Genomic DNA, 21,315 nt, shown 5'->3' with positions numbered 1-21,315 from the left:
AGGAAGACCATGTCTCTCATTCATGAAATCGACTACGGCACTCCTGCTTCCAAGTCCGAAAAGCTGGTGACGCTGACGATCGACGGCCGCGAGGTCACGGTGCCCGAGGGCACTTCGATCATGCGGGCGGCGATGGATGCGGGCATCGAGGTGCCAAAACTCTGCGCTTCCGACATGATGGACGCCTTCGGCTCCTGCCGGCTCTGTCTGGTCGAGATCAAGGGGCGCAACGGCATGCCGGCGTCCTGCACGACGCCCGTTGCGGCCGGCATCGAGGTCTCCACCCAGACGCCGCGGCTGAAGGATGTGCGGCGCGGGGTGATGGAGCTCTACATCTCCGATCACCCGCTCGACTGTCTGACCTGTGCTGCCAATGGCGATTGCGAGCTGCAGGACATGGCCGGTGCCGTGGGTCTTCGCGACGTGCGCTACGGCTATGAGGGCGAGAACCACGTCACGGCGCGCAACAATGGCGAGATCAACGCCAAGTGGATGCCGAAGGACGAGTCCAATCCCTATTTCACCTATGATCCGGCAAAATGCATCGTCTGTTCGCGCTGTGTGCGCGCCTGCGAGGAAGTGCAGGGTACCTTCGCGCTGACGATCGGCGGCCGTGGCTTCGACAGCCGCGTTTCGGCCGGCATGGCGGAAGACTTCCTGTCGTCTGAATGCGTCTCCTGCGGCGCCTGCGTGCAGGCCTGCCCGACCGCGACGCTCACCGAAAAGTCCGTGATCGAGATCGGCCAGCCGGAACATTCCGAGGTGACGACCTGCGCCTATTGCGGCGTCGGCTGCTCGTTCAAGGCGGAGATGCGCGGCGAAGAGCTGGTGCGCATGGTGCCGTGGAAGGACGGCCAGGCGAACCGCGGCCACTCCTGCGTCAAGGGCCGCTTCGCCTATGGCTATTCCAACCACAAGGACCGCATCCTCAACCCGATGATCCGCGAGAAGATCTCCGATCCCTGGCGCGAGGTTACCTGGGAGGAGGCCTATGCGCATGTGGCTTCCGAGTTCCGGCGGATCCAGTATCAGTACGGTCGCGATTCCGTTGGCGGCATCACCTCGTCGCGCTGCACCAATGAAGAGACCTATCTGGTGCAGAAGCTGGTGCGCGCCGGCTTCGGCAACAACAACGTCGACACCTGCGCCCGCGTCTGCCACTCGCCGACAGGCTACGGCCTCGGCCAGGCCTTCGGCACCTCTGCCGGTACGCAGAACTTCGATTCAGTCGAGTTCACCGACGTCGCCGTCATCATCGGCGCCAACCCGACCGACGGCCATCCGGTCTTCGGGTCGCGACTGAAGAAGCGCTTACGCGAAGGCGCCAAGCTGATCGTCATCGATCCGCGCCGCACCGACATCGTGCGCTCGCCGCATGTGGAGGCGGCCTATCACTTGCCGCTGCAGCCCGGCACCAATGTCGCCATCCTGACCTCGATCGCCCATGTGATCGTCACCGAAGGCCTCGCCAACGAGAAGTTCATCCGCGAGCGCTGCGACTGGTCGGAATACGAGGATTGGGCCGCCTTCGTCGCCGAGCCCTACCATAGCCCCGAGGCGACCGAGGCCTATACCGGCGTACCGGCCGACCTGGTGCGTGGCGCCGCAAGGCTCTACGCCACCGGCGGCAATGGCGCGATCTACTACGGCCTCGGGGTCACCGAGCACAGCCAGGGCTCGACGACGGTCATGGCGATTGCCAACCTCGCCATGGTCACCGGCAATATCGGCCGGCCGGGCGTCGGCGTGAACCCGCTGCGTGGCCAGAACAACGTGCAGGGCTCCTGCGACATGGGCTCTTTCCCGCACGAACTGCCGGGCTATCGCCACGTGTCGGACGATGCGACGCGCGAAACCTTCGAGAAGCTCTGGGGCGTCGAGATCTCCAACGAGCCCGGCTTGCGCATCCCCAACATGCTCGATGCCGCCGTCGACGGCACGTTCAAGGCCCTCTACATCCAGGGCGAGGACATCCTGCAGTCGGATCCGGACACCAAGCATGTGGCCGCCGGCCTCGCTGCGATGGAATGCGTCGTCGTGCACGACCTGTTCCTCAACGAGACCGCCAACTATGCGCATGTCTTCCTGCCGGGCTCGACCTTCCTTGAGAAGGACGGCACCTTCACCAATGCCGAGCGCCGCATCAACCGGGTGCGCAAGGTGATGACGCCGAAGAACGGCTATGCCGACTGGGAGGTCACGCAGAAGCTGGCGCAGACCATGGGCCTCAACTGGAACTATCGTCATCCGTCGGAAATCATGGACGAGATCGCCGCGACGACGCCGAGCTTCGCGCTCGTCTCCTACGACTATCTCGAGAAAATGGGCTCGGTGCAGTGGCCCTGCAACGAGGCACATCCCGAGGGTTCGCCGATCATGCATGTCGACGGCTTCGTGCGTGGCAAGGGCAAGTTCATTCGCACCGAATATGTGGCGACGGACGAACGCACCGGCCCACGTTTCCCGCTGCTTTTGACCACCGGCCGTATCCTCAGCCAGTACAATGTCGGCGCCCAGACGCGGCGCACCGACAACGTCGTCTGGCATGCGGAAGACCGGCTGGAGATCCATCCGCACGACGCCGAACAGCGCGGCATCCGTGACGGCGACTGGATCAGGCTGGCAAGCCGTGCCGGCGAGACGACGCTTCGCTCGCTGATCACCGATCGCGTCGCGCCCGGCGTCGTCTACACCACCTTCCACCATCCATCGACGCAGGCGAACGTCATCACGACCGACTTCTCCGACTGGGCGACCAACTGCCCGGAATACAAGGTGACGGCAGTGCAGGTGATGCCGTCGAACGGTCCTTCGGACTGGCAGGTGGACTATGACGAGCAGGCCCGCCAGTCGCGCCGGATTTCCGGCAAGCTGGAGGCGGCCGAGTGATGGCCCGCACTGCGATCGATCATGGCGACATTTAAGACATCCAAGACCGTTCCCGAGGCCGCCCGCCGCAACGGCGCGCTCCGGGGCGGCGCGCGGGCCGTGCCGGAGGAGACGCCGGTCGCGTTCAGCTATGGCGGCTCGACCCATGCGGTGATGATGGCGACACCCGGCGATCTCGAGGATTTCGCCGTCGGCTTCAGCCTGACCGAGGGCATCATCACCGATCCCGGTCAGATCGAAACGGTGGAGATCGTCTCGGAGACGGTCGCCGGCAATCTCGGTATCGACCTGCAGATTGTGCTTCAGGACGAAGAGAACGACATGCTGCGCCAGCGCCGACGGCACATGGCGGGGCCGGTCGGTTGCGGTCTTTGCGGCATCGAATCGATCGAGCAGGCGGTACGGCCGACGCCGGACGTTTCTCGTTCGAGATTGACGCTGTCGCAGGAGGACGTGGTTTCGGCCGTGTCGCTGCTTAACGGTCAGCAGCCGCTCCATTTCGAGACGCGGGCCGTGCACGGTGCCGCTTTCTATGTGCCTGGCCGCGGGCTGATTGCCGTGCGCGAGGATGTCGGCCGCCACAATGCGCTCGACAAGTTGATCGGTGCTTCGGCACGCGCTGGTTTCAAGGGAAGCGAGGGCGCTGTCGTCGTCACCAGCCGTGTCTCCGTCGAGATGGTGCAGAAGACGGCGGTCGTCGGCAGCCCCGTGATCATTGCCATCTCGGCGCCGACGGCGCTCGCCATCCGCACGGCCGAAGCTGCAGGCATGACGCTGATTGCGCTCGTGCGCGGCGACGAGTTCGAGATTTTCACCCATGCCGAACGCATCAAGTCCGGAGCTGCCGTCGATGTCGCATGACAATACCAACACCAAGCTGATCTACATGGCGAACCAGATCGCCACCTTCTTCAAGAGCCAGCCCGAGAGCGAGGCCGCCCAAGGCGTTGCCACCCATATCAACAAGTATTGGGAGCCGCGCATGCGGCGCAAACTGTTCGAGCATATCGACAAGGGCGGCGAAGGCCTGACGCCGCTGGTGCTGGAGGCGGCCGCAAAGATCAAGCGTCCGGAAGCGGCTTAGACTGTCTCCTTTACCCGCCAGAGCTTCTGCGCGCTCATCGACAGCGCGTTTTCCCAAGCGGGTACTCTTCCGAAAAGATTTAAGGGAAGGCGGCTACCGGTCGCCGCCTTCCCCATTCCCGAGCGCGGGGTGCAGGGATGTGCGCTCAGAAATTCTGCCAGCCATCCGCGGCCGGTGCCGCAGCGAGGCTCGTTCGTTGGCCGCCGCGTAAGGCGCGGGCGGTGGCGTGCAGGCGTGACGGCTGCGCGCGATCTTCGATATGGCGGTTTGCATCGACGACCTGGGCCTGCTCGCCGTAGCGGAACTGGCGGAGCAGTTCGTGCAGCGCTTCCGCCTCGCGGGCCATGGCGTGGCTGGCCGCCGTGCTTTCCTCGACCATGGCGGCGTTCTGCTGGGTCGCCTGGTCCATCGAGTTGACCGCCTGGTTGATCTCCTTGAGACCGGTCGATTGTTCGCGGGCGGCTTCGACGATCGCCGAGACGTTGGCGTTGATCTCCTGGACCTGGACGAGGATTTCTTCGAGCGCCGCCCCGGTCTGGCCGACCAGCGACACGCCGTTCTTGACGTGTTCGGTGGAGGTGCCGATCAGCGCCTTGATGTCCTTGGCGGCACTGGCCGAGCGCTGCGCCAGTTCGCGCACTTCCTGGGCGACAACGGCGAAGCCCTTGCCGGCCTCACCGGCTCTGGCCGCTTCGACACCGGCGTTCAGCGCCAAAAGGTTCGTCTGGAAGGCGATGTCGTCGATCACGCCGATGATGTTGGAAATTTCGCGGGACGACTGTTCGATCTGGTCCATCGCGCCGATCGCGCTCTTGACCACATTGCCGGAGCGTTCGGCACCGGCCTTGGTCTTGGCGACCAGGCCCCCCGCCTCCTCGGCGCGGCGGCTGGAGTCCGAGACGGTCGTGGTAATCTCGTCGAGCGCTGCGGCGGTCTCTTCCACGGAAGCGGCCTGCTGTTCGGTGCGCTTCGACAGGTCGTCGGCGGCGGCCCGGATTTCGCGGGCACCGGAGGCGATCGCGCTGGCATTGTCGCCGACGGTCCGCATCGCCCCGCGCAGCTTGGCGGTCGCGTCGTTGAAGTCTGTGCGCACCGCTTCCATGCTCGGCACGAAGGGCGTGTCGAGGTTTCGCGTCAGATCGCCTTCGGCGAGCGCCCGCAGGCCCGCGCCGAGGCTGTTGATGGCGCTCATGCGCTCGCTGACATCGGTCGCGAACTTGACGACCTTGTAGACCTTGCCGCTGAAGTCGCGGATCGGGTTATAGGCCGCCTGGATCCAGATTTCCTTGCCACCCTTGCCGTAGCGCACGAACTCGTTGGAGAAGAACTCGCCGGCGGCGAGCCGTTTCCAGAAGTCGGCATATTCGGCGGTGCGGGCATAGTTCGGCTCGCAGAACATGCTGTGGTGCTTGCCCTGGATTTCCTGCAGGCTGTAGCCGAGCGCGGCGCAGAAGTTTTCGTTGGCGGTCAGGATCTCGCCCGATGGCGTGAACTCGATCACGGCCTGTGAGCGGGAGATCGCGTCGAGCTTGCCGGCATCTTCCGTGGCCCTTGCCTTGGCGGCGGTGATGTCGCTGGCGAACTTGACCACCTTGTAGGGCTTGCCGTTGCGAAGCACCGGGTTGTAGGTCGCCTGGATCCAGATTTCGCGGCCGCCCTTGGCGACACGCTTGTAGGCATTGACGTCGAATTCGCCGCGGCCGAGCCGGGCCCAAAAGTCGCGATATTCCTGCGTCTGGGCGTAGTCGGCGGAGCAGAACATGCGGTGGTGCTGGCCGACGATTTCGTTGAGGCTGTAACCAAGAGCCTGGCAGAAATTCTCATTGGCAGTCAGGATCTTGCCGGTCAGGTCGAACTGGATGATGGCCTGCGACTTCGAGAGCGCGGCGATGATCTGGTTCGCGTCTGCAATTTTTCCGAGAGCGAACATTTTAACCCTCTTCTCGTTTTGTTGGCTCAAGCCGGGGGCTTCGTGCCTTCTTTGACAGGGTTTGCGGGGCCGAAGCGGCGCAACTCCCGGACTAAGACAAATGCCGGCCTGCCGAAAAATGTCTGGTCGTCCCGCGCCGGCCCACCGGGTCAGCGAATTCGTACTTCGTGAGGAGAGTTCGAACTGTCGGGCTTCATGCCCAGGCGCCGTGTTTATACAATCTAGGTTAGTGATAGGACTATTAAGCAGGTGTTAAAATAGCAACTATCAAATTTCAGTTGTAAGAACTCGTAGATCCCAATTTTAGTTGAATTAGTTTCTCCTGTTTTTCTAAAGTATTGCCCTCTGGTTGAGCAAATAACCAACAAAAAAGCCGCCCGACGAGACGCCGGACGGCCTTGAATATCGATGACCTGTTGCTTTAGGCGGCCAGTTCCTCGACCTCGCGTTCCTTGAACATGCGGGCGAGGTTCAGGAAGCAGATCATGCCGGTTTCGTTGGCAATGATGCCTTCGGCGAAGCTCTTGTCGAAGGAGGCCGTGACTTCCGGCACCGGCTGCACTTGGCTGCCCTGGACCGTGAGAATGTCCGACACGCGGTCGACGACGAGGCCGATCACCATGTTGTGCACTTCGGCGACGACGATGGCGCTGCGCTCGTTGGCGGTGGTCGATTTCATGCCGAGCTTGTGGGCGAGGTCGATGATCGGGATCACCGTGCCGCGCAGGTTCATGACGCCGATCACTTCCGGCGGCGAATGCGGGATGGGCGTCGAGGGCGCCCAGCCGCGGATTTCACGGATCGTCGTCGTCTTGACGCAGAATTCCTGATCGTGGAGGCGGAACGCAATGATTTCCAGCGTCTCGCCGTCGAACCCGGCCGTCCTGAGTGTGCTTGTCATCGAAGGTCCTTCCAGCTTTCCGGTCGACGCCTCTGGGCGCGACATCGCCAAACTCCAGATCTCTCCGCATGGCTGACGGCGCGTGATGCGCGGCCAATGGTCCATAAAGGAGAGATCCTTCCAGTCCGCCGATTACATCCGGCAGGGCGCAGCTGCATCATGCGCGGAGGAACCGCTTTGCGCTTTGGGAAAGGACTATAGGCCGGGATTCGTTAAGACTTGCTTTTGCAAGAGCTTAAAGACATTGCGCCCCGGTTGAAGCCGGGGCGCGATTGAAGGTGTCGGATCCACGACGATCAGGCGGAAGCGAGAACCTTGGCGAACTGTTCGACCGCCCAATCCACCTGCTCGGCAGTGATGACGAGCGGGGGCGCGATGCGGATGGTGTCGCCGTGGGTGTCCTTGGCGAGGATTCCGAGCCCTTTCAGCGCTTCGCAATACTTGCGGGCGCCGCCGGCTTCCGGCACCAGCTCCACGGCCAGCATCAGGCCGCGACCGCGCACTTCCTTGATGATGTTGGAACGGATGTCGGTGAGGCCCTTCTGGAAGCGCTCGCCCATTTTCGCCGAGTTCTCGATCATGCCTTCTTCCGTCAGCGCCTTCAGCGCGGCACGGGCAATGGCGCAGGCGAGCGGATTGCCGCCGAAGGTCGAGCCGTGTTGGCCGGGCTTCAGGACGCCGAGCACTTCGGAATTCGAAAGCACGGCCGAAACCGGGTAGAAACCGCCTGATAGAGCCTTGCCGATCAGCGTCACGTCGGCTTCGATCGCCTCATGCTCTTCGGCAAGCAGCTTGCCGGTGCGGCCGAGACCGGTCTGGATCTCGTCGAGTATCAGCGTGATGCCGTGCTTGGTGCAGAGTTCGCGTACCGTCGTGAAGTAGCCGACCGGCGGTACGATGACGCCGGCTTCGCCCTGGATCGGCTCGACGAGGAAGGCGACGGTGTTTTCGTTGATCGCCGCGCGGAAGGCGTCGATGTCACCGAAAGGCACGACGCGGAAGCCGGGCGCGAACGGGCCGAAGCCCGTGCGGGCGTCCGGGTCGGTGGAGAAGCCGACGATGCCCATGGTGCGGCCGTGGAAGTTGTTGGAGCAGACGATGATCTCGGCCTTGTTCTCGGCCACGCCCTTGACCTCATAGCCCCACTTGCGCACCGCCTTGACGGCGGTCTCGACGGCTTCCGCGCCCGAGTTCATCGGCAGCACCTTGTGCGAGCCGGTGAGCGCTGCGATCTCTTCGTAGAAATGCGCCAGCTGGTCGTTGCGGAAGGCGCGGGAGGTCAGCGTCAGCTTCTGCGCCTGCTCCATCATCGCCTGCAGGATCTTCGGGTGGCAGTGGCCCTGGTTCACGGCGGAGTAGGCCGAGAGACAATCGAGGTAGCGATTGCCCTCCATGTCCCAGACATAGACGCCTTCGCCGCGCGAGAGCACCACGTCGAGCGGTTTGTAGTTATGGGCGCCGAGCCGGTATTCGGTTTCGATCAGGGCTGCCGTCGTGTTCATATATCGTCCTCCGTTTGTCTTTCTTCTCAGGCGCTGCGGGTCGGCCGGTCGAGAACGCGGCGGCCGAAGAGGCTTGCCGTCAGTTCGACCAGGACGCGCGCGCTCTTGCCGCGGTCGTCGAGGAAGGGGTTGAGCTCGACGACGTCGAGCGAGGAAACAAGCCCGCTTTCCCAGAGCATTTCCATGATCAGGTGCGCTTCGCGGAAAGTGGCGCCGCCGGGGACGGTGGTGCCGACGCCGGGCGCAAGGTCCGGATCCATGAAGTCGACGTCGAGGCTGACATGCAGCAGGCCGTTGGCGGCGCGAACCTCTTCGAGGATCTGGCGCATGATATGGGCCATGCCGAGTTCGTCGACGGCGCGCATGTCATAAACGCGGACGCCATGCTCGGCGATCTCTTCACGCTCGCGGTCGTCGACCGAGCGGATGCCGACCTGGAAGACCTTGGTTGGGTCGACGAGCGGACGGTCGGACGGCAGGATCGGGGCAAATTCCGCCTGGCCGCAGAAGAAGGCCACGGGCATGCCGTGCATGTTGCCGGAGGGCGAGGTCGACGGCGAGTTGAAGTCGGCATGGGCGTCGAGCCAGAGCACGAAGAGCGGTCGGCCGACGTCGGCGGCGTAGCGCGCCATGCCGGAGACGCTGCCCATGGAAAGCGCGTGGTCGCCACCCAGGATGATCGGGAAGTGGCCCTTGCGCACGGTGTCGTGCACGGAATCATGCAGCGCACGGGCGAAGGCTGCGACGATCTGCAGGTTGTTGGCGCCCGGATGGTTGGCAAGGTCGCGGGCCGGCAGCGGCTTGACGTCGCCTTCGTCGTGAACCGTATGGCCGAGGTCGCGCAGCACCGTGTCGATCCCGGCGATACGCAGGGCCGTCGGGCCCATGGCCGCGCCGCGCCGTCCAGAACCTTCCTCGATGGGTGCGCCGATCAGCGTGATGGTCGTCATGTCCGCCCGATTCCTTCTCAAGATAATTCCCATGTGATCCCGTTCGGGATGTGTGGATTATGGCGAAAATGGGCGTCAGCAAAAAGATGGAAAACTGCCGATTAGTGAGCTAAATTCGACAGATTGATAAGCCCCATTTTACAAAGTGACAGGCAATGGATGATCTCGACCAGGCGCTCATCAGCGCGCTGCGGCAGAATGCGCGCATTCCCGTTTCGACGCTATCGGAAATGACGGGCGTGTCGCGGGCGACGGTCACTGCCCGCATCGACAGGCTGGTCGCGAACGGCACGATCGCCGCTTTTACCATCCGTACCGGTGCGGAAATTCCGGCTTCGGGCGTTCGTGCCGTGGTCATGATCGAGGTGCACGGCAAGATGGCCGACCGTGTTGCCGAGCAGTTGCGCGGCCTGCCGCAGGTGCGCGCGCTGCACAGCACCAATGGCCGCTGGGATTTTATCGCCGAGCTTCAGGACCGCGATCTCGTCTCCTTCGACGAGACGCTGCGGCGCATCCGTCTGATCGACGGCATCACCGTCACGGAGACGAATATTCTGTTGAAAACCAGCAAGATGACCGGCGCATTCTGAACGTTGCGGGCGGCTCGAACCGGCGAGGAAAATGCCTCTCGGAGTCGAATTGTTCTTGATTTGTTCTCGTGTTCCGCTATGATGGCCGCCTCACCCAAGATGGAGGATGTCATGGTTGCCAATGGCGGCAGGCTTGCCGATCGGCAGATCTGTGTGAAGCTGTTCGTCAGGCATGGCGACGAGGATCGCGCCATCGCCTTCTATCGCGAAGCGCTCGGTGCCGAACTGCTGCAGCGGCATGAATGGCCAAGCGGCATTCTGACGAGTGCGGACTTGAGGATCGGGGAATCGGTGTTTCGGATTGCCGGGGCCAACCCGCGCCGCGATGCCGAGCCCAAGCTTGGCGGGCCGCGCTCGCCGCATGCGCTCGGCACGACGGCGGTGATCCTGGAACTGCATGTGCGCGACGTCGATCGCGTCATCGGCCGGGCGATCGGCGCCGGAGCAAGCCTTCGCAATGCGGCCGAAACCTTGTCGACGGGCGATCGCGTCGGCGCCTTCATTGATCCCTTCGGCCATATCTGGGCGTTGTTCAACGCCATGGAAGATGCCGATATCGTCGACCTGAGCATCGAGGCCCGCAACGCCGCCTGAGGCGTTGCGGGCCTTTCGCTGCCTGAGCATATGCTTTGATGGCTACGCGATCAGAAGAACTCGTCGAGCAGGCAGTAGAAGTCGCGTTTCTCGGAATCGTCCTTGTCGATACCGTAGCGGGTCAGAAACGGTTGAACCCATTCCTCGCCGAGATTGTAGGCGACGCTGCGGCAGGCGAGTGCGATGTCCTGATAGGGGTCGGCGACGCCCAGCCGGCTGCAATCGATGAAGCCGGAAAACCGGCCGTTCTTCTCGATGATGTTCGGCAGGCAGGCGTCGCCATGGGTGACGACGAGCTTGCCGGCTTGGGGCATGCGCGCCTGCAGTTCGGCAAAGAGATCCGCCGCCGTGCGGCCGAGCCGCGTTTCGTCGAAGTCGCTCTCGTCGATCACGCCGGCCTGGGTGCGTGCTTTCGCGATGGCGACGCGCTTTTCGATCCGATGATCGAAGGGGCAGGTGGCGATATCCAGCGCATGCAGTCGCTTCAGGGCGTCGGCAAGGATGACGATCTGGTCCTTGGGCGACAATGTCGTGGAGGCGAGGTCTGTCCCTTCCACGGCCTGCAGCAGCAGCCAGTTGGTTTCCGCGCCGAAGGCGCGGGCGATCACCCGGGGGCAAGGCACGTCCTTTGATGCCAGCCAATCAAGCCGCGCCGCCTCGTCGACGAACTCGTTGAACGGGCCGGCTTCCTCGAGCTTCAGAACCAGCATGGGACGATCGGGCGCCTTGAGGAGAAAGATGCTCGAGTCGGATTGCCCGAGCAGATCACGGTTCCACTGATAGCCGGCGACGAAGGGGTGGAATTGGGCGGGCAGTTCGGGATGCGGAAAAGAAGAGGGCAAGGCAATCACCTGAAAAAGGAATGAAACAAATGGGGCGTGCGGTCGCGCGCCGACACCGATGTAGGTTCGGCAAAGTGGCAATTCCACGGAGTGATCCTGGAAGTTTCGACGGCGCGAGACGGCAAATCGCCTTTCATGGTGCGTCTTCGCCAAATCTCCATCAAAACTTCGCAAAGCCCGCTCAGGCTGACGGCAAAGTCACCTCTTTTGAATGTGTTTCGAAGAGGTGCTCATGGGCGTGAACCACGATGAACTGCTGTCGGCTGCCGAATGCGCCGACCGCCTTGGCCTAACCATCCGCGCTCTCAAGGTCTATGAGGATCGCGGCCTGATCTCGCCGCGGCGGACGGAAAAGAAGTGGCGGCTCTATGGTGCGGTCGAAATCGCGCGGCTGACCGAAATCCTGGCGCTGCGGCGGCTTGGCCTCAGTCTCACACGGATTACCGAAATGCTCGCCGGTACCGCGCCGGCCCTCGGGCAAACGCTTGCCGTCCAGCAATCGGCATTCTTGGACCTGCGCGACCGTGTCGAACACGGCCTGTCCTTGATCGACGCGGCGCTCCGGAAGATCGAACGCGGCGATGCCCTCTCTATCGACGAACTCGTCGCGCTTGCCCGAAAGACCGAGATGACCGGCCTGTCGCCTGATGCCGTCGCATGGAACCGCTACGAGCAGACGCGCCCGCGCCGCGAAGCCTCCTTCGTTCCCGAGAACGGCTGGGCCTGAAACAGGTCGTGCAGGAATGCGCGCGGTTCTGCGCTGATGACATGCGGCAGAGCCCAAGCTCGAAACGCGGCTGGTGCATTTGAAGGATTGCGGCGGACCTCGCCGTCGAGGCGGTCTTCGTGAAGAGAGATGAGCCCGCGGATCGCGACCGGATCCGCGGGCCTTCTCATGCTCACTGCTGAGCAGGTCAGGCGTATTTTCGCCGGGCGCTGCTCAATATTCCTTTTCGAAGAAGACACCGCCCGAGGCCGAACCGTCGCCGGCGGCCGAGCCCTTGAGCTTCACGCCCTTGCCGACATCGAGATTGATGACCGCCTTGCTGGAGGCGGAATCGGAGCCCTGCTGCAGCTCGATATAGGTGCGGTCGTTGAGATACTTGCCGGCGCGCACGGACGCGCCGCCATTCTCGTCGGTGGTGACGTCGAGATCGTCGACGCCGAGCTTGTTGCGCAGGCCGTCGAGCAGCGAGGTCGAACCACCACCGGCAAGCTGGCTGACGGCGGAGGCGAGCTGCGCGATCTGGAAGGCCGAGAGGTTCGACAGCGACCGGTTGAAGATCAGCTGCGCCAGGATTTCGTCCTGCGGCAGGGCCGGGGAGGACGAGAAGGCGATCTGCGGATTGTTGGCGAGGCCTGCAACCGAGACGGTGATGGTGGTCGCGCCGACGCTGGACGTCGCCTTGAGGTCGAGCGTCGGGATCAGGTCGCCGCCAAAGCCGATATTGCCGTCGGTGAAGGTCAGGCGCTTGCCGAGGATTTCAAGCCGCCCGCGGCGCATCTCGAAGCCACCGGAAATGACCGGTTGCACCGCGGTGCCGCGGATCGTCAGGTCGCCGCCGAGTTCCGCGTCGATGCCGCGGCCGCGCACGAAGATCTGGTGCGCATTGACGCCGAGATCGAAGGCGATGACGCCGCTGGCATTGGCCCCGGCGGCTGGCACTTCGTCCTTGCGCAGGTCCTTGACCATCTTCTGCACCTTGGGCGGCGCATTCTTGTGCTTGATGTCGATCGCCGACAGCGATGTCGGCAGCTTCTCGGGAATGGTGATCGAGGCCTTGCGGATCGTCACCTTGCCGCCGAGCGTCGGGGTCGCGACCAGGGGGCCGGTCAGCGTCATCTCGCCGGCGACATTGGCGTTGAACAGCGTGCCGTCGACATAGGTCGCGTTGTTCAGCTTGATCGTCAGGTTGGCCGGGAAGCCTGAGCCCGGCACGGTGCCGACGGTGCCGCTGGCTTCGACCGAGCCACCGGTCGCGAGATTGGCCGAGAGCCTGGAGATCGTCGCCTGCTTGCCGTCGAGCGCGACGTTGGCGGTCAGGTCGTTGAGCGCAAGGTTGCGGCGCACGTCGACGAGGCGCCCACCTGACGTGGCGATCGTGCCGGCGATCTGCGGCGCTTTGGCGGAACCGGAAATCGCCACATCGACATTCGCCTGGCCTGTCAGTGTGAAGCCCTTTTCCGCCATCAGGTTGGCGATGAGCGCGAAGGGGACGTTGCCATTGAACTTCATCGCGATCGGCATGTTGCCGCCGATATCGAGATTGCCGCCGCCCTTGAAGGAAAGGCCGCCGGCGCCCGAAAGCGTCGTATCCAGCGTCACCTTGTTGTTGGCGAACTTGCCGTCCGCCGTCACGTCAAAGGCCGCAACGCCGGCCGTGCGAGCTGCTGCGAGCGAGGCGCCCGACCATTTGAGATCGTAGGCGACGACCGGCGCAGACGCGGCGCCCTCGACATCGACGGTGCCGGCGATCGTGCCCTCGGCGCCGAGGTCCGGTGCAAAGGCGTTGACCAGTGCTGCGGGCAGGGCGTTGAGCTTCGCCGTGATGTCGAGCTTTTCGCCAGCGGTGCCGTTGACGGCGATCGTGCCTTTCGACGCCTGGATCGTCAGCGCGTTGAGACGGACGGTGCCGTTTTCGATGGCGATCACCGTCGGCTGCGCCAGTTTCAGGGCAATGCCTTTCGGCGTTGCGCCAAAGGATGCGAGGCGGATTTCCGTGCGGCCCTTGGCGCTGGCAAGGTCACCCTTCACCGTCAGCGGACCGCCGTCATATTTGCCGTCGGCGGAAAAGCCGGTGCGGCCGGCCTGTTGCTCGAAATCGACGGCAAGTCCGGAAACACGGTTTTCGCCCTGCGCCACGGTTTCGGCGCGGATGCTGCCTTTGATCGCAAGGGCCGCAAGGTCGGCGATGGTGATGTCGGCGGTCGGCTTGGAAATCGTCAGCTGATCGCGTTTGATGCCGCTGCCGCCGGCCTTGACGACGACGGAGGTGATGCCGTTTGCGGTCTTGATGGCAGCGGAACCGTTGAGGTCGCCGGATGCCTTCTGCCCGGCCATGGCGGCAAGCAGGCCGAGATCGGGCAGGTCGAATCGGACCGTGCCGTCCGGCTTGAAATCGGGGGTGAAGCTGATCGCCCCGGTCAGCTTGTTCTCGCCGATCCTGGCTTCGAGCACCGGGATTGCGGTCTGGCCATCCTTCGAGACGACGTCGGCCTTGACGTCGATCGCCTGGCCGTCGAGCGCACCGGTTGCCGTCAGGCTTGCCTGCGGGCTCGATGGGTTGGCGTTGGCGTCGGCCTTGATGTTGAGGTCGCTGAGCGTGCGCCCGGCCAGTGTCGCGCCGCTCGAGGTCAGCTCGGCCTTGATGCCGAGTTCGGCGAGCGGGCCGGTCACGGCGGCAGTGAATTCGGCCTTGCCCTTGGCATCGTCAAGCACCTTGCCGAGATCGGGCAGGGTGCCCTTGAGATCGGCCGTCAGGTTGCTCTGCGCGAGCGCCACGGTGCCGGCCGCCTCGATCGTGCCCGACTTGAGCTCGATGCCCTCCACGGTGACGCCGCCGTCGCTTGCCGTCTTCACCTCGCCCGAGAGTGCGATCGTGCCGTCGAACTTCGCTGCGGCTGCCGGCGGCAGCGCGCCCGGAACGGCAAAGAGCTTGAAGGCGGCGGAAACGGTATTCTCGTCGCGATAGAAGGCGCCGGTGAGCGAGCCGCCAACGCCGGGGCTTTCGATCGTTACCGGATTGAAGGCGATGTTTTCCTTCGTCACGGACAGGTTGGCGTCGATCTTCATCGGCACCTGCACCAGGCGGGCGAGGTTTGCATCGTTGAAGCCGGCTTCGCCCACTTCGATTGCCGCCTTCACCAGACCGGATTGCGCCTGGACATTGAAACCGTCGCTGCGCGCCGAGAGCTTGACTGCGCCGAGCGCCACGTCCGGCAGCGCCACGGAGGTGACGTCTGCGGCGAGATCGAGGATCGCGGCTTGCGCGTCGCCGATGAGCGAGAAGTCGACGGCATTGATCTTGGCTTGTGCCTCACCCTTCTGCAGCGGCCAGCGGAAGTCGACCGGGCCGTTGGTGCCGGCAAGTCTGGCCTTGAGGTTGTTCTCGCCCTTGCTGTCGTAGGTTCCGAAAGCGGCAAAGGAGAGCGCGCCGGTCGTCACATGAGCCTTGTCGGCCTGAACCAGCCCCTGGTCGTTGAACGCGGCGGCGATGTCGATCTTGGTCTCACCCTCGAACATCGGGCGCAGCGCCGGCGGCATCAGCGAGCCGAAGCCGCCGCCACCGTCGACCGTCAGCCGGTGCATTCCGTCAGGCGTCTGGACGTGGCGACCGTCGAGCTTGAGAATTTCGCTGCCGTCGAGTGCTGCCGTAGCGCTGCCGCTCCAGTCGGAAAGCGGGCCTTCACCGGTCAGCTTGATGTTGACCGAGGGCTCGTTCGGCAGGCGAAGCAGCTTTGCCAGCACGCCGTTGTTCGGCTCGTCCACGGTCGCTTCAAGCTTCAGCTCGTTGCCCGCCGGATTGAAGACGATATCGGCGACCGCGCGTGCTTCCGGCCGGTCGCGCTGGGCGGCCGCAAGCTGAAGGGCGATGCTTTCGTTGGTCGCGTTCACCTTGCCGCTGGCGGTCAGGAACTGGTCCTCGCCGGCGATCGCCTTGCCGATAATGATCTCCTTGAGATCAATCGCGTCGATCTTCACATCGACGGGAAGCGCAAAGGTCGAGCGGACTTCCTTGGTCTCGGTGGAGGGGATCGGCAGGCGCTCGACGCGGATCGAGCCGGCCGAGAGCGCTGCGGCTTCGAAGCGGAAGGTGAGGAGGGCGGCGGGCGACCAGTCGAGATTGACGTCGCGCACTTCGGCATAGATGCCCTCGCCATCGAACAGCGTGATGCTTCCGGCCGTGAACTTGCCGGTCAAAAGCGCGCTCGGATCGGCGATCCGCACGATCTGGTCGGGGGTTGCCGCATATTTCTCGATTGCCCAGGCGACGAGCCGGGCGCCGGGTGTGGTGAAGCCCACGAAGGCGACGAGAAGAAGGGCAACGACCGCAAGCACGCCAAGCACACGAAGGCCATAGCGCAGCGTCGTGCGAAGGAAACGGACGACCTGATTCATGATCTACCCATAACGCAAGTTGCGCGGCAGCGGAATCGCCGCGGGGAGAAACTATCGCGCAATGACGGCGATTTGCCGATTCCTGCGGGAGAAACGGCCTGGATCAGAAGGATTGGCCGATGCCGGCATAGATGCCGTATTTCGTTCCGTTCGGATATTTGTTGAGCGGTACGGCGAAGTCGAGACGGATCGGACCGAAGGGCGTGGCATAGCGCAGGCCGATGCCGGCGCCGGCGCGAATGTCGGAGAAATCGGGTGTCGTCTTCGCCGAGACGGTACCTGCGTCGATGAAAGGCACGACGCCGATGGTGTCGGTGACCGCGATGCGGGCTTCGAGCGAGGCGTTGACATAGGAGCGCCCGCCGGTCTCGCGGTCGTCGGAATTGCGCGGGCCGATCTCCTGGTAGGAATAGCCGCGCACCGAGCCGCCACCGCCGAGATAGAAGCGACGGTTGGCCGGGATGTCCTCGAGCCCGCTGCCGCCGACGAGCACGCCGGCGCCGATCTTGCCGGCAAGCACGAAGCGCTTCTCGTCGCCGAGCGCATGGTAGCCGGACGCCGACGCTTCGAAGGACGAGAAGAAGGTCTGCCCTTTGATCTCGTAGCTCGGCTTGGCGTTGATCATCGCCCGATAGCCTTCGGTCGCGTTCAGCTTGTCGTTGCGGGTATCGCGCACATATTCGAGCGGGACCGCGGCCGTCAGATAGGAATTCGAGCCGAAGGCGTCGTCTATGTTGGCCCAGCTCAATTCGCCGCCGCCGGAGAAGGTGTCGGTCGGCGAGAGTTCGAAGGTCGCGCCGGCGGCACCCGTCAGGATCTTGGCGCGATAGGCGTCCGGGTCCTGGATGTTGGCCTTGAGGCTGGCGGTAAAGGTCGAGGCGGGGCCGAAGGCGCCCGGCTTTGCAAAGAGGATGCCGACCGAATAGTCGAGCTTGTCCAGCTCCTTGGTCTCGCCGATGCGGTCGACCGAGCCCTCGATGCGCAGCGATTCGGCGCGGCCGAAAAGATTGCGGTGCCCCCAATAGCCCGAAAGCCCAAGGCCGTCGGTCGTCGAAACCTGGGCGCCGAAGCCGAAGTACTTGTGCTTGCCTTCGGAGACCTCGATCTTCATCGGGATCGACCCGTCTGGCGAAAGCGTGTTGGCTTCCTTGATGGTCACGCTCGAAAAGACACCGAGCTGGCGCAGCCGCTCGGAGGCCTTGCGGATGTCCTCCGGCGAATAGGGACGGCCCTCGTTGAGGCGCGAATAGTCGCGCACGAAACCGGGATCGACGGTCTTCGTCCCGCCGACGGTGACCTCGCCGACCGGGGCGACGGGGCCGCCGCTGGCGCCGATTACGATGTCGACGGTCGAATTGGCGTGGTTGGCGACCGCGCTGCGTTCGGTGAGCTTGGCCATCGGCCGGCCCTGCTCGCGCAGGTCGTTCACGACCTTTTCGCCGGCCTTGATGATCAGGGTGGAATCGGCGCGTGCGCCGGCGGGCAGGCCGTAATCGGCAGGACTGAAGCCAGCCGCGTCGCCTTCGAACCTGACGGAACCGACGTTGAAGACCGGGCCCGGCGTCACGGTGACGGTAACCGGGATAGGCTTGCCATCCGGGAAAGACGGATCCGGCGGCAGGCTGTCGATGTCCTGGCCGTTGACGCGGATCGCGATGGTGCCGCCGTAGCGGGCCTTTTCGTAGAGTGCGGCCAGCAGTCGGTCGCGGTCGTCGCGGGCCCGGATGGCGAGCCCAAGATCGCCGGAGACCGGCTTTTCCTGGCCCTGCACGAGCTGCGAGCTGTTTTCCAGCGCTTCCTTCAGTTCGTCGTCGTCGGTGCCGGCGTCGAAGGTGAGGGTATAGTTGACCGGGTCGATGACCGGCGCTTCTTCCTCGTCGCTCTCGAAAAACTTCATGCCGAAGAGCTTGAAGGCATAGGCCTTCTCGGCGGAAAGCGGGCCGAGCGCGCACGTAAAGGCAACAGCAAGCGCAGTCGCTGCCTTCCAGTACGCAATACTCGACCGTGGTGGGGACATTCGCTTCCGCATCCCGTCTTCAGGCGACCCAATACAAACTGCCTGCTTATGCGGCCGGGTCACTATTGCATGCCTAAGGTTTTCCATCTGTTAACGATGACGATCCGTTGCATCCACCCCTGATGCCGAATTTCGGTGTCGATTTCGTCGAAAAAGCGCGGAAATGTTGTCGGCGCAGCACAACCGCCGGCTCTGCGGTGCCGACAACCAGGTAAGCGCCCGGCCTTCGCCGGAGCCACAGGCCTCGACCGAGGTGCCATATTGCTAGGCTGCTTCGGGCAGTTCCCGCAGCTGCGGCACGGCGGAAGCGATGATCACGAGGAACTGGACCAGGAAGCCGACGGCTGCGACGGCGAGGCATGCCTCGACGCCGAAGCGCGTGGCGACGACGGCGCCGAGCGCCGCGCCGATCGGGCGCGCGCCGAAGGTGGCGGTGGTGATGAAGGCCGAGACGCGCCCGAGCATCGCATTGGGCGTGACGGCCTGTCGCAAGGTGAGGGTGGCGATCGACCAGAGCACCGGGCCGGCGCCAAACAGGAAGAAGCTCAAGGCCGCAAGGACGCCGGATGGAACCCAGATGGTGGAGAGCATGACGGCCGCGGCAGTCAGCCCGCCCAGCGGGCCAAGGGCGATCATCACGCCGAAAGGAATATGGCGCGCAATGGCGGGTGCTGCGAAGGCGCCGATCATCATGCCGGCACCATAGATGCCGAGCGTGACCCCGACACCGGTCGCCGTCAGGCCAAGGGTCTGAATGGCATAGGCGACGTAGACCGCCTGCAGCACGAACCAGGCCGTGTTGAAGACGATGGCGGTCACCAGAATGGGCCTCAATAGCGCGTGGCCGGCAAGGAAACGGGCACCTTCGGCGAGATCCTGGAGAAGCTTGCGCTTGGGGCTGCTCGGCTGGTGGTGATCGCCAAGGCCGGCGAGCAGGACGACGGAGAGAAGCGACAGGGAGGTGGCGGCGACATAGGCGAGCGATGCGCCCGTCCATGCGACGATCGCGCCGCCGATCGCCGGGCCGCCCGAATAGGCGAGGCTGCGGGCAAGCTCCATCCAGCGGTTGGCATCGGCCAGTTGCGCACGCGGAACGATCGCCGGGATCAAGGCAGGTGCGGCGACATTGTAGCAGACCGTGCCGATGGCGCCGACGAAGCCCATGACGGCCAGCAACGGCAGCGACAGCAGGCCGCTGAGCATGAGCAACAGCGTGGCAACCAGCGACAGCGCGCGCAGCATTTCCGAGCTGACCATCAGCCCGCGCCGCGATGCGCGGTCGGCAACGAGACCGGCTGGAATGGAGAGCAGCAGGAACGGCAGCGTCTGCGCCATCTGCAGCCAGCCGGTTTCCGCAGGGCCTGCGGCGAGCAGAAGCACGGCGGCCAGAGGAGCGGCGGCCAGCGCCATCTGCTCCGAAAATTGCGCAAAGAGGTTGGACCAGCCGATCCGCTTGAAAGCCGGGGGAAGGGGCGTGTTTTCTGGTTTCGACATGGGAAGCCTCGATCATGATAGGTCGAGGCCACGAAACGGAATTGCGTGACGCAGAGCCACCCGGTTTGCGCGCGCCCTGTCATTTTGGTCAGGCGTGCATCGTTTTTCTCGCTGCCTGCTGCAACGAAAAACCCCCTCAGGGCGATTGCCATGAGGGGGAACCATTCCGTCGACGCGCTTGCGCGACGCCGAGGACGATCTTCTTGCTGCGCCTTAGCGCGGGCAGGAGTCGATGTAGCGGCGGCCGTAGCGGTCGCGGTAGTAGCACTGGCCCGGCTGTTCGGTGACGTTGCCGATGACCGCGCCGGATACGCCGCCGATGGCCGCGCCGACCGCTGCGCCACGGACGTCGCCGGTGACAGCGCCGCCGATGATCGCGCCGGAAACGGCACCGATGCCGGCGCCTTTTTCCGTCTGGGTGCAGCTTGCGACCGCCAGGGCGACCAGCACAAGTGCGATGGCTTTCTTCATGTTGTTCTCTCCGATCTCTACGGATCTCAAGCCTTGCGCTCAGTCCGTCCCGTGGATGATGGCGGAGCCGGGAACATCCCGCTCCACCTGAACTTGCGGTTCGGAAAATACGCGGTCCCCATCGAAAGTCTACGGGAGCGCTGCGGTTTCTTCCTGGCGGCAAGATAATGATATCGTTCCTGAACGGGACATGAAGGCTCAGTTCCCCGCGATACAACCGGTGTAGAAAAATTTTGTCGTCCGGCGGGCGGGGGCAGTTGCGGCATTCCAAAAAAAGACAAATGATACAAACAAGCCTGCAAAATCCGGAGGAGCGGATCCGTGGGCGAAGGGCATCGATATCAGTTGGCGCGTACCTTAGTCGCGTGAACCATCTCACCCGACTTTCCGGCCGCGCTCGTGTTGGCATTGACCGACCCCGGAGGAGCGAAATGGCGAAAGTAACAATGACGGTCAACGGCCGTCAGGTGAGCGGTCATTGCGACGACCGCACATTGCTGGTGCAATTCATACGCGAAAATCTTGGACTGACCGGCACCCATGTCGGCTGCGACACCTCGCAATGCGGCGCCTGCGTCATCCATATGGACGGAAAATCGGTCAAGAGCTGTTCCATCCTCGCCGCCCAGGCGGCAGGCTCCACGATCACCACCATCGAAGGCTTGGCGGCCGACGGCGAGCTGCATCCGGTGCAGGCGGCCTTCAAGGCCAATCACGGCCTGCAATGCGGCTTCTGTACGCCCGGCATGGTGATGACCGCCGTCGACATGATCCGCAGGCACCAGGGACAGCTGGACGAAGCGACGGTGCGCGCCGAGCTCGAAGGCAACATCTGTCGCTGCACCGGTTACCACAACATCGTGAAAGCGATCCTTGCCGCCGCCGCCGAGATGAGCGGCGCCCGCGTGGCCGCAGAATAGCGGTAGATCGAG

At 63.9% G+C, this 21,315-nt stretch carries 16 protein-coding genes; 7 read left to right on the top strand and 9 right to left on the bottom strand.

Annotated features, from left to right (window positions below; genetic code table 11):
* The first annotated feature begins 9 nt into the window (after window positions 1-9).
* From fdhF to ACIQUG_RS29180, 3 genes are read left to right on the top strand one after another with little or no spacing between them, the layout of a single operon-like run.
* Complete coding sequence (gene fdhF / locus ACIQUG_RS29190; RefSeq protein ID WP_402325751.1) at window positions 10-2,889, top strand: formate dehydrogenase subunit alpha; 2,880 nt, start codon at window positions 10-12, stop codon at window positions 2,887-2,889.
* Window positions 2,890-2,910: 21 nt separating this feature from the next.
* A complete protein-coding gene (gene fdhD, locus ACIQUG_RS29185) occupies window positions 2,911-3,750 on the top strand; it encodes a formate dehydrogenase accessory sulfurtransferase FdhD (protein WP_402325749.1) in 840 nt (279 codons plus the stop codon).
* Window positions 3,740-3,973, top strand: coding sequence for a formate dehydrogenase subunit delta (locus ACIQUG_RS29180; protein WP_402325748.1), 234 nt, complete (start codon window positions 3,740-3,742; stop codon window positions 3,971-3,973). Before fdhD ends, ACIQUG_RS29180 begins: the two co-directional genes overlap by 11 nt.
* 145 nt (window positions 3,974-4,118) lie before the next feature.
* Here ACIQUG_RS29180 and ACIQUG_RS29175 read toward each other — a convergent pair whose 3' ends face one another.
* The 4 genes from ACIQUG_RS29175 to rocF form a co-directional block, all read right to left on the bottom strand.
* Window positions 4,119-5,903 (bottom strand): methyl-accepting chemotaxis protein, encoded by a 1,785-nt coding sequence (locus ACIQUG_RS29175; RefSeq protein WP_402325747.1) that lies wholly within the window; start codon window positions 5,901-5,903, stop codon window positions 4,119-4,121.
* A gap of 421 nt (window positions 5,904-6,324) precedes the next feature.
* The gene (locus ACIQUG_RS29170; protein WP_034803080.1) at window positions 6,325-6,804 is read right to left on the bottom strand and encodes a chemotaxis protein CheW; all 480 of its coding nucleotides are present in this window, start codon (window positions 6,802-6,804) and stop codon (window positions 6,325-6,327) included.
* Window positions 6,805-7,100: 296 nt separating this feature from the next.
* On the bottom strand, window positions 7,101-8,306 hold the full coding sequence (gene rocD / locus ACIQUG_RS29165; protein ID WP_043614764.1) for an ornithine--oxo-acid transaminase: 1,206 nt from the start codon (window positions 8,304-8,306) through the stop codon (window positions 7,101-7,103).
* A gap of 26 nt (window positions 8,307-8,332) precedes the next feature.
* Window positions 8,333-9,256 (bottom strand): arginase, encoded by a 924-nt coding sequence (gene rocF / locus ACIQUG_RS29160; protein ID WP_043614767.1) that lies wholly within the window; start codon window positions 9,254-9,256, stop codon window positions 8,333-8,335.
* 155 nt (window positions 9,257-9,411) lie between these two features.
* Between rocF and ACIQUG_RS29155 the strand changes: the two genes are divergently transcribed.
* Both ACIQUG_RS29155 and ACIQUG_RS29150 read left to right on the top strand, forming a co-directional pair.
* A complete protein-coding gene (locus tag ACIQUG_RS29155; RefSeq protein WP_402325744.1) occupies window positions 9,412-9,846 on the top strand; it encodes an Lrp/AsnC family transcriptional regulator in 435 nt (144 codons plus the stop codon).
* A gap of 111 nt (window positions 9,847-9,957) precedes the next feature.
* Complete coding sequence (locus ACIQUG_RS29150) at window positions 9,958-10,440, top strand: VOC family protein (protein ID WP_043614772.1); 483 nt, start codon at window positions 9,958-9,960, stop codon at window positions 10,438-10,440.
* A 50-nt stretch (window positions 10,441-10,490) separates the two neighbouring features.
* Here ACIQUG_RS29150 and ACIQUG_RS29145 read toward each other — a convergent pair whose 3' ends face one another.
* Entirely contained in the window at window positions 10,491-11,282 is a 792-nt protein-coding gene (locus ACIQUG_RS29145) for an APH(3') family aminoglycoside O-phosphotransferase (RefSeq protein WP_402325743.1), read from the bottom strand.
* Window positions 11,283-11,514: 232 nt separating this feature from the next.
* Here ACIQUG_RS29145 and ACIQUG_RS29140 point away from each other — a divergent pair, with 232 nt between their 5' ends.
* Window positions 11,515-12,009 (top strand): MerR family transcriptional regulator, encoded by a 495-nt coding sequence (locus ACIQUG_RS29140; RefSeq protein WP_402325742.1) that lies wholly within the window; start codon window positions 11,515-11,517, stop codon window positions 12,007-12,009.
* Window positions 12,010-12,222: 213 nt separating this feature from the next.
* Here the strand turns inward: ACIQUG_RS29140 and ACIQUG_RS29135 are convergent, their stop codons facing one another.
* The 4 genes from ACIQUG_RS29135 to ACIQUG_RS29120 form a co-directional block, all read right to left on the bottom strand.
* Window positions 12,223-16,401: a translocation/assembly module TamB domain-containing protein gene (locus tag ACIQUG_RS29135; RefSeq protein WP_402325740.1), complete on the bottom strand. Its 4,179-nt coding sequence runs from the start codon at window positions 16,399-16,401 to the stop codon at window positions 12,223-12,225.
* A 103-nt stretch (window positions 16,402-16,504) separates the two neighbouring features.
* Window positions 16,505-18,418: an autotransporter assembly complex family protein gene (locus tag ACIQUG_RS29130; protein ID WP_402325739.1), complete on the bottom strand. Its 1,914-nt coding sequence runs from the start codon at window positions 18,416-18,418 to the stop codon at window positions 16,505-16,507.
* A 264-nt stretch (window positions 18,419-18,682) separates the two neighbouring features.
* Entirely contained in the window at window positions 18,683-19,912 is a 1,230-nt protein-coding gene (locus ACIQUG_RS29125) for an MFS transporter (protein ID WP_402325738.1), read from the bottom strand.
* Window positions 19,913-20,125: 213 nt separating this feature from the next.
* Window positions 20,126-20,383 (bottom strand): glycine zipper domain-containing protein, encoded by a 258-nt coding sequence (locus ACIQUG_RS29120; protein WP_034802400.1) that lies wholly within the window; start codon window positions 20,381-20,383, stop codon window positions 20,126-20,128.
* Between the two features lie 431 nt (window positions 20,384-20,814).
* On the opposite strand from ACIQUG_RS29120, the gene ACIQUG_RS29115 reads away from it, so the two are divergent.
* A complete protein-coding gene (locus tag ACIQUG_RS29115; RefSeq protein WP_034802397.1) occupies window positions 20,815-21,303 on the top strand; it encodes a (2Fe-2S)-binding protein in 489 nt (162 codons plus the stop codon).
* Window positions 21,304-21,315 lie beyond the last annotated feature (12 nt).

This window comes from Ensifer sp. NPDC090286 (genome assembly GCF_044769565.1).
GTDB lineage: Bacteria > Pseudomonadota > Alphaproteobacteria > Rhizobiales > Rhizobiaceae > Ensifer.
Note: the sequence above shows the minus strand (reverse complement) of the source record. Positions and strands in the feature narration are given on the sequence as shown.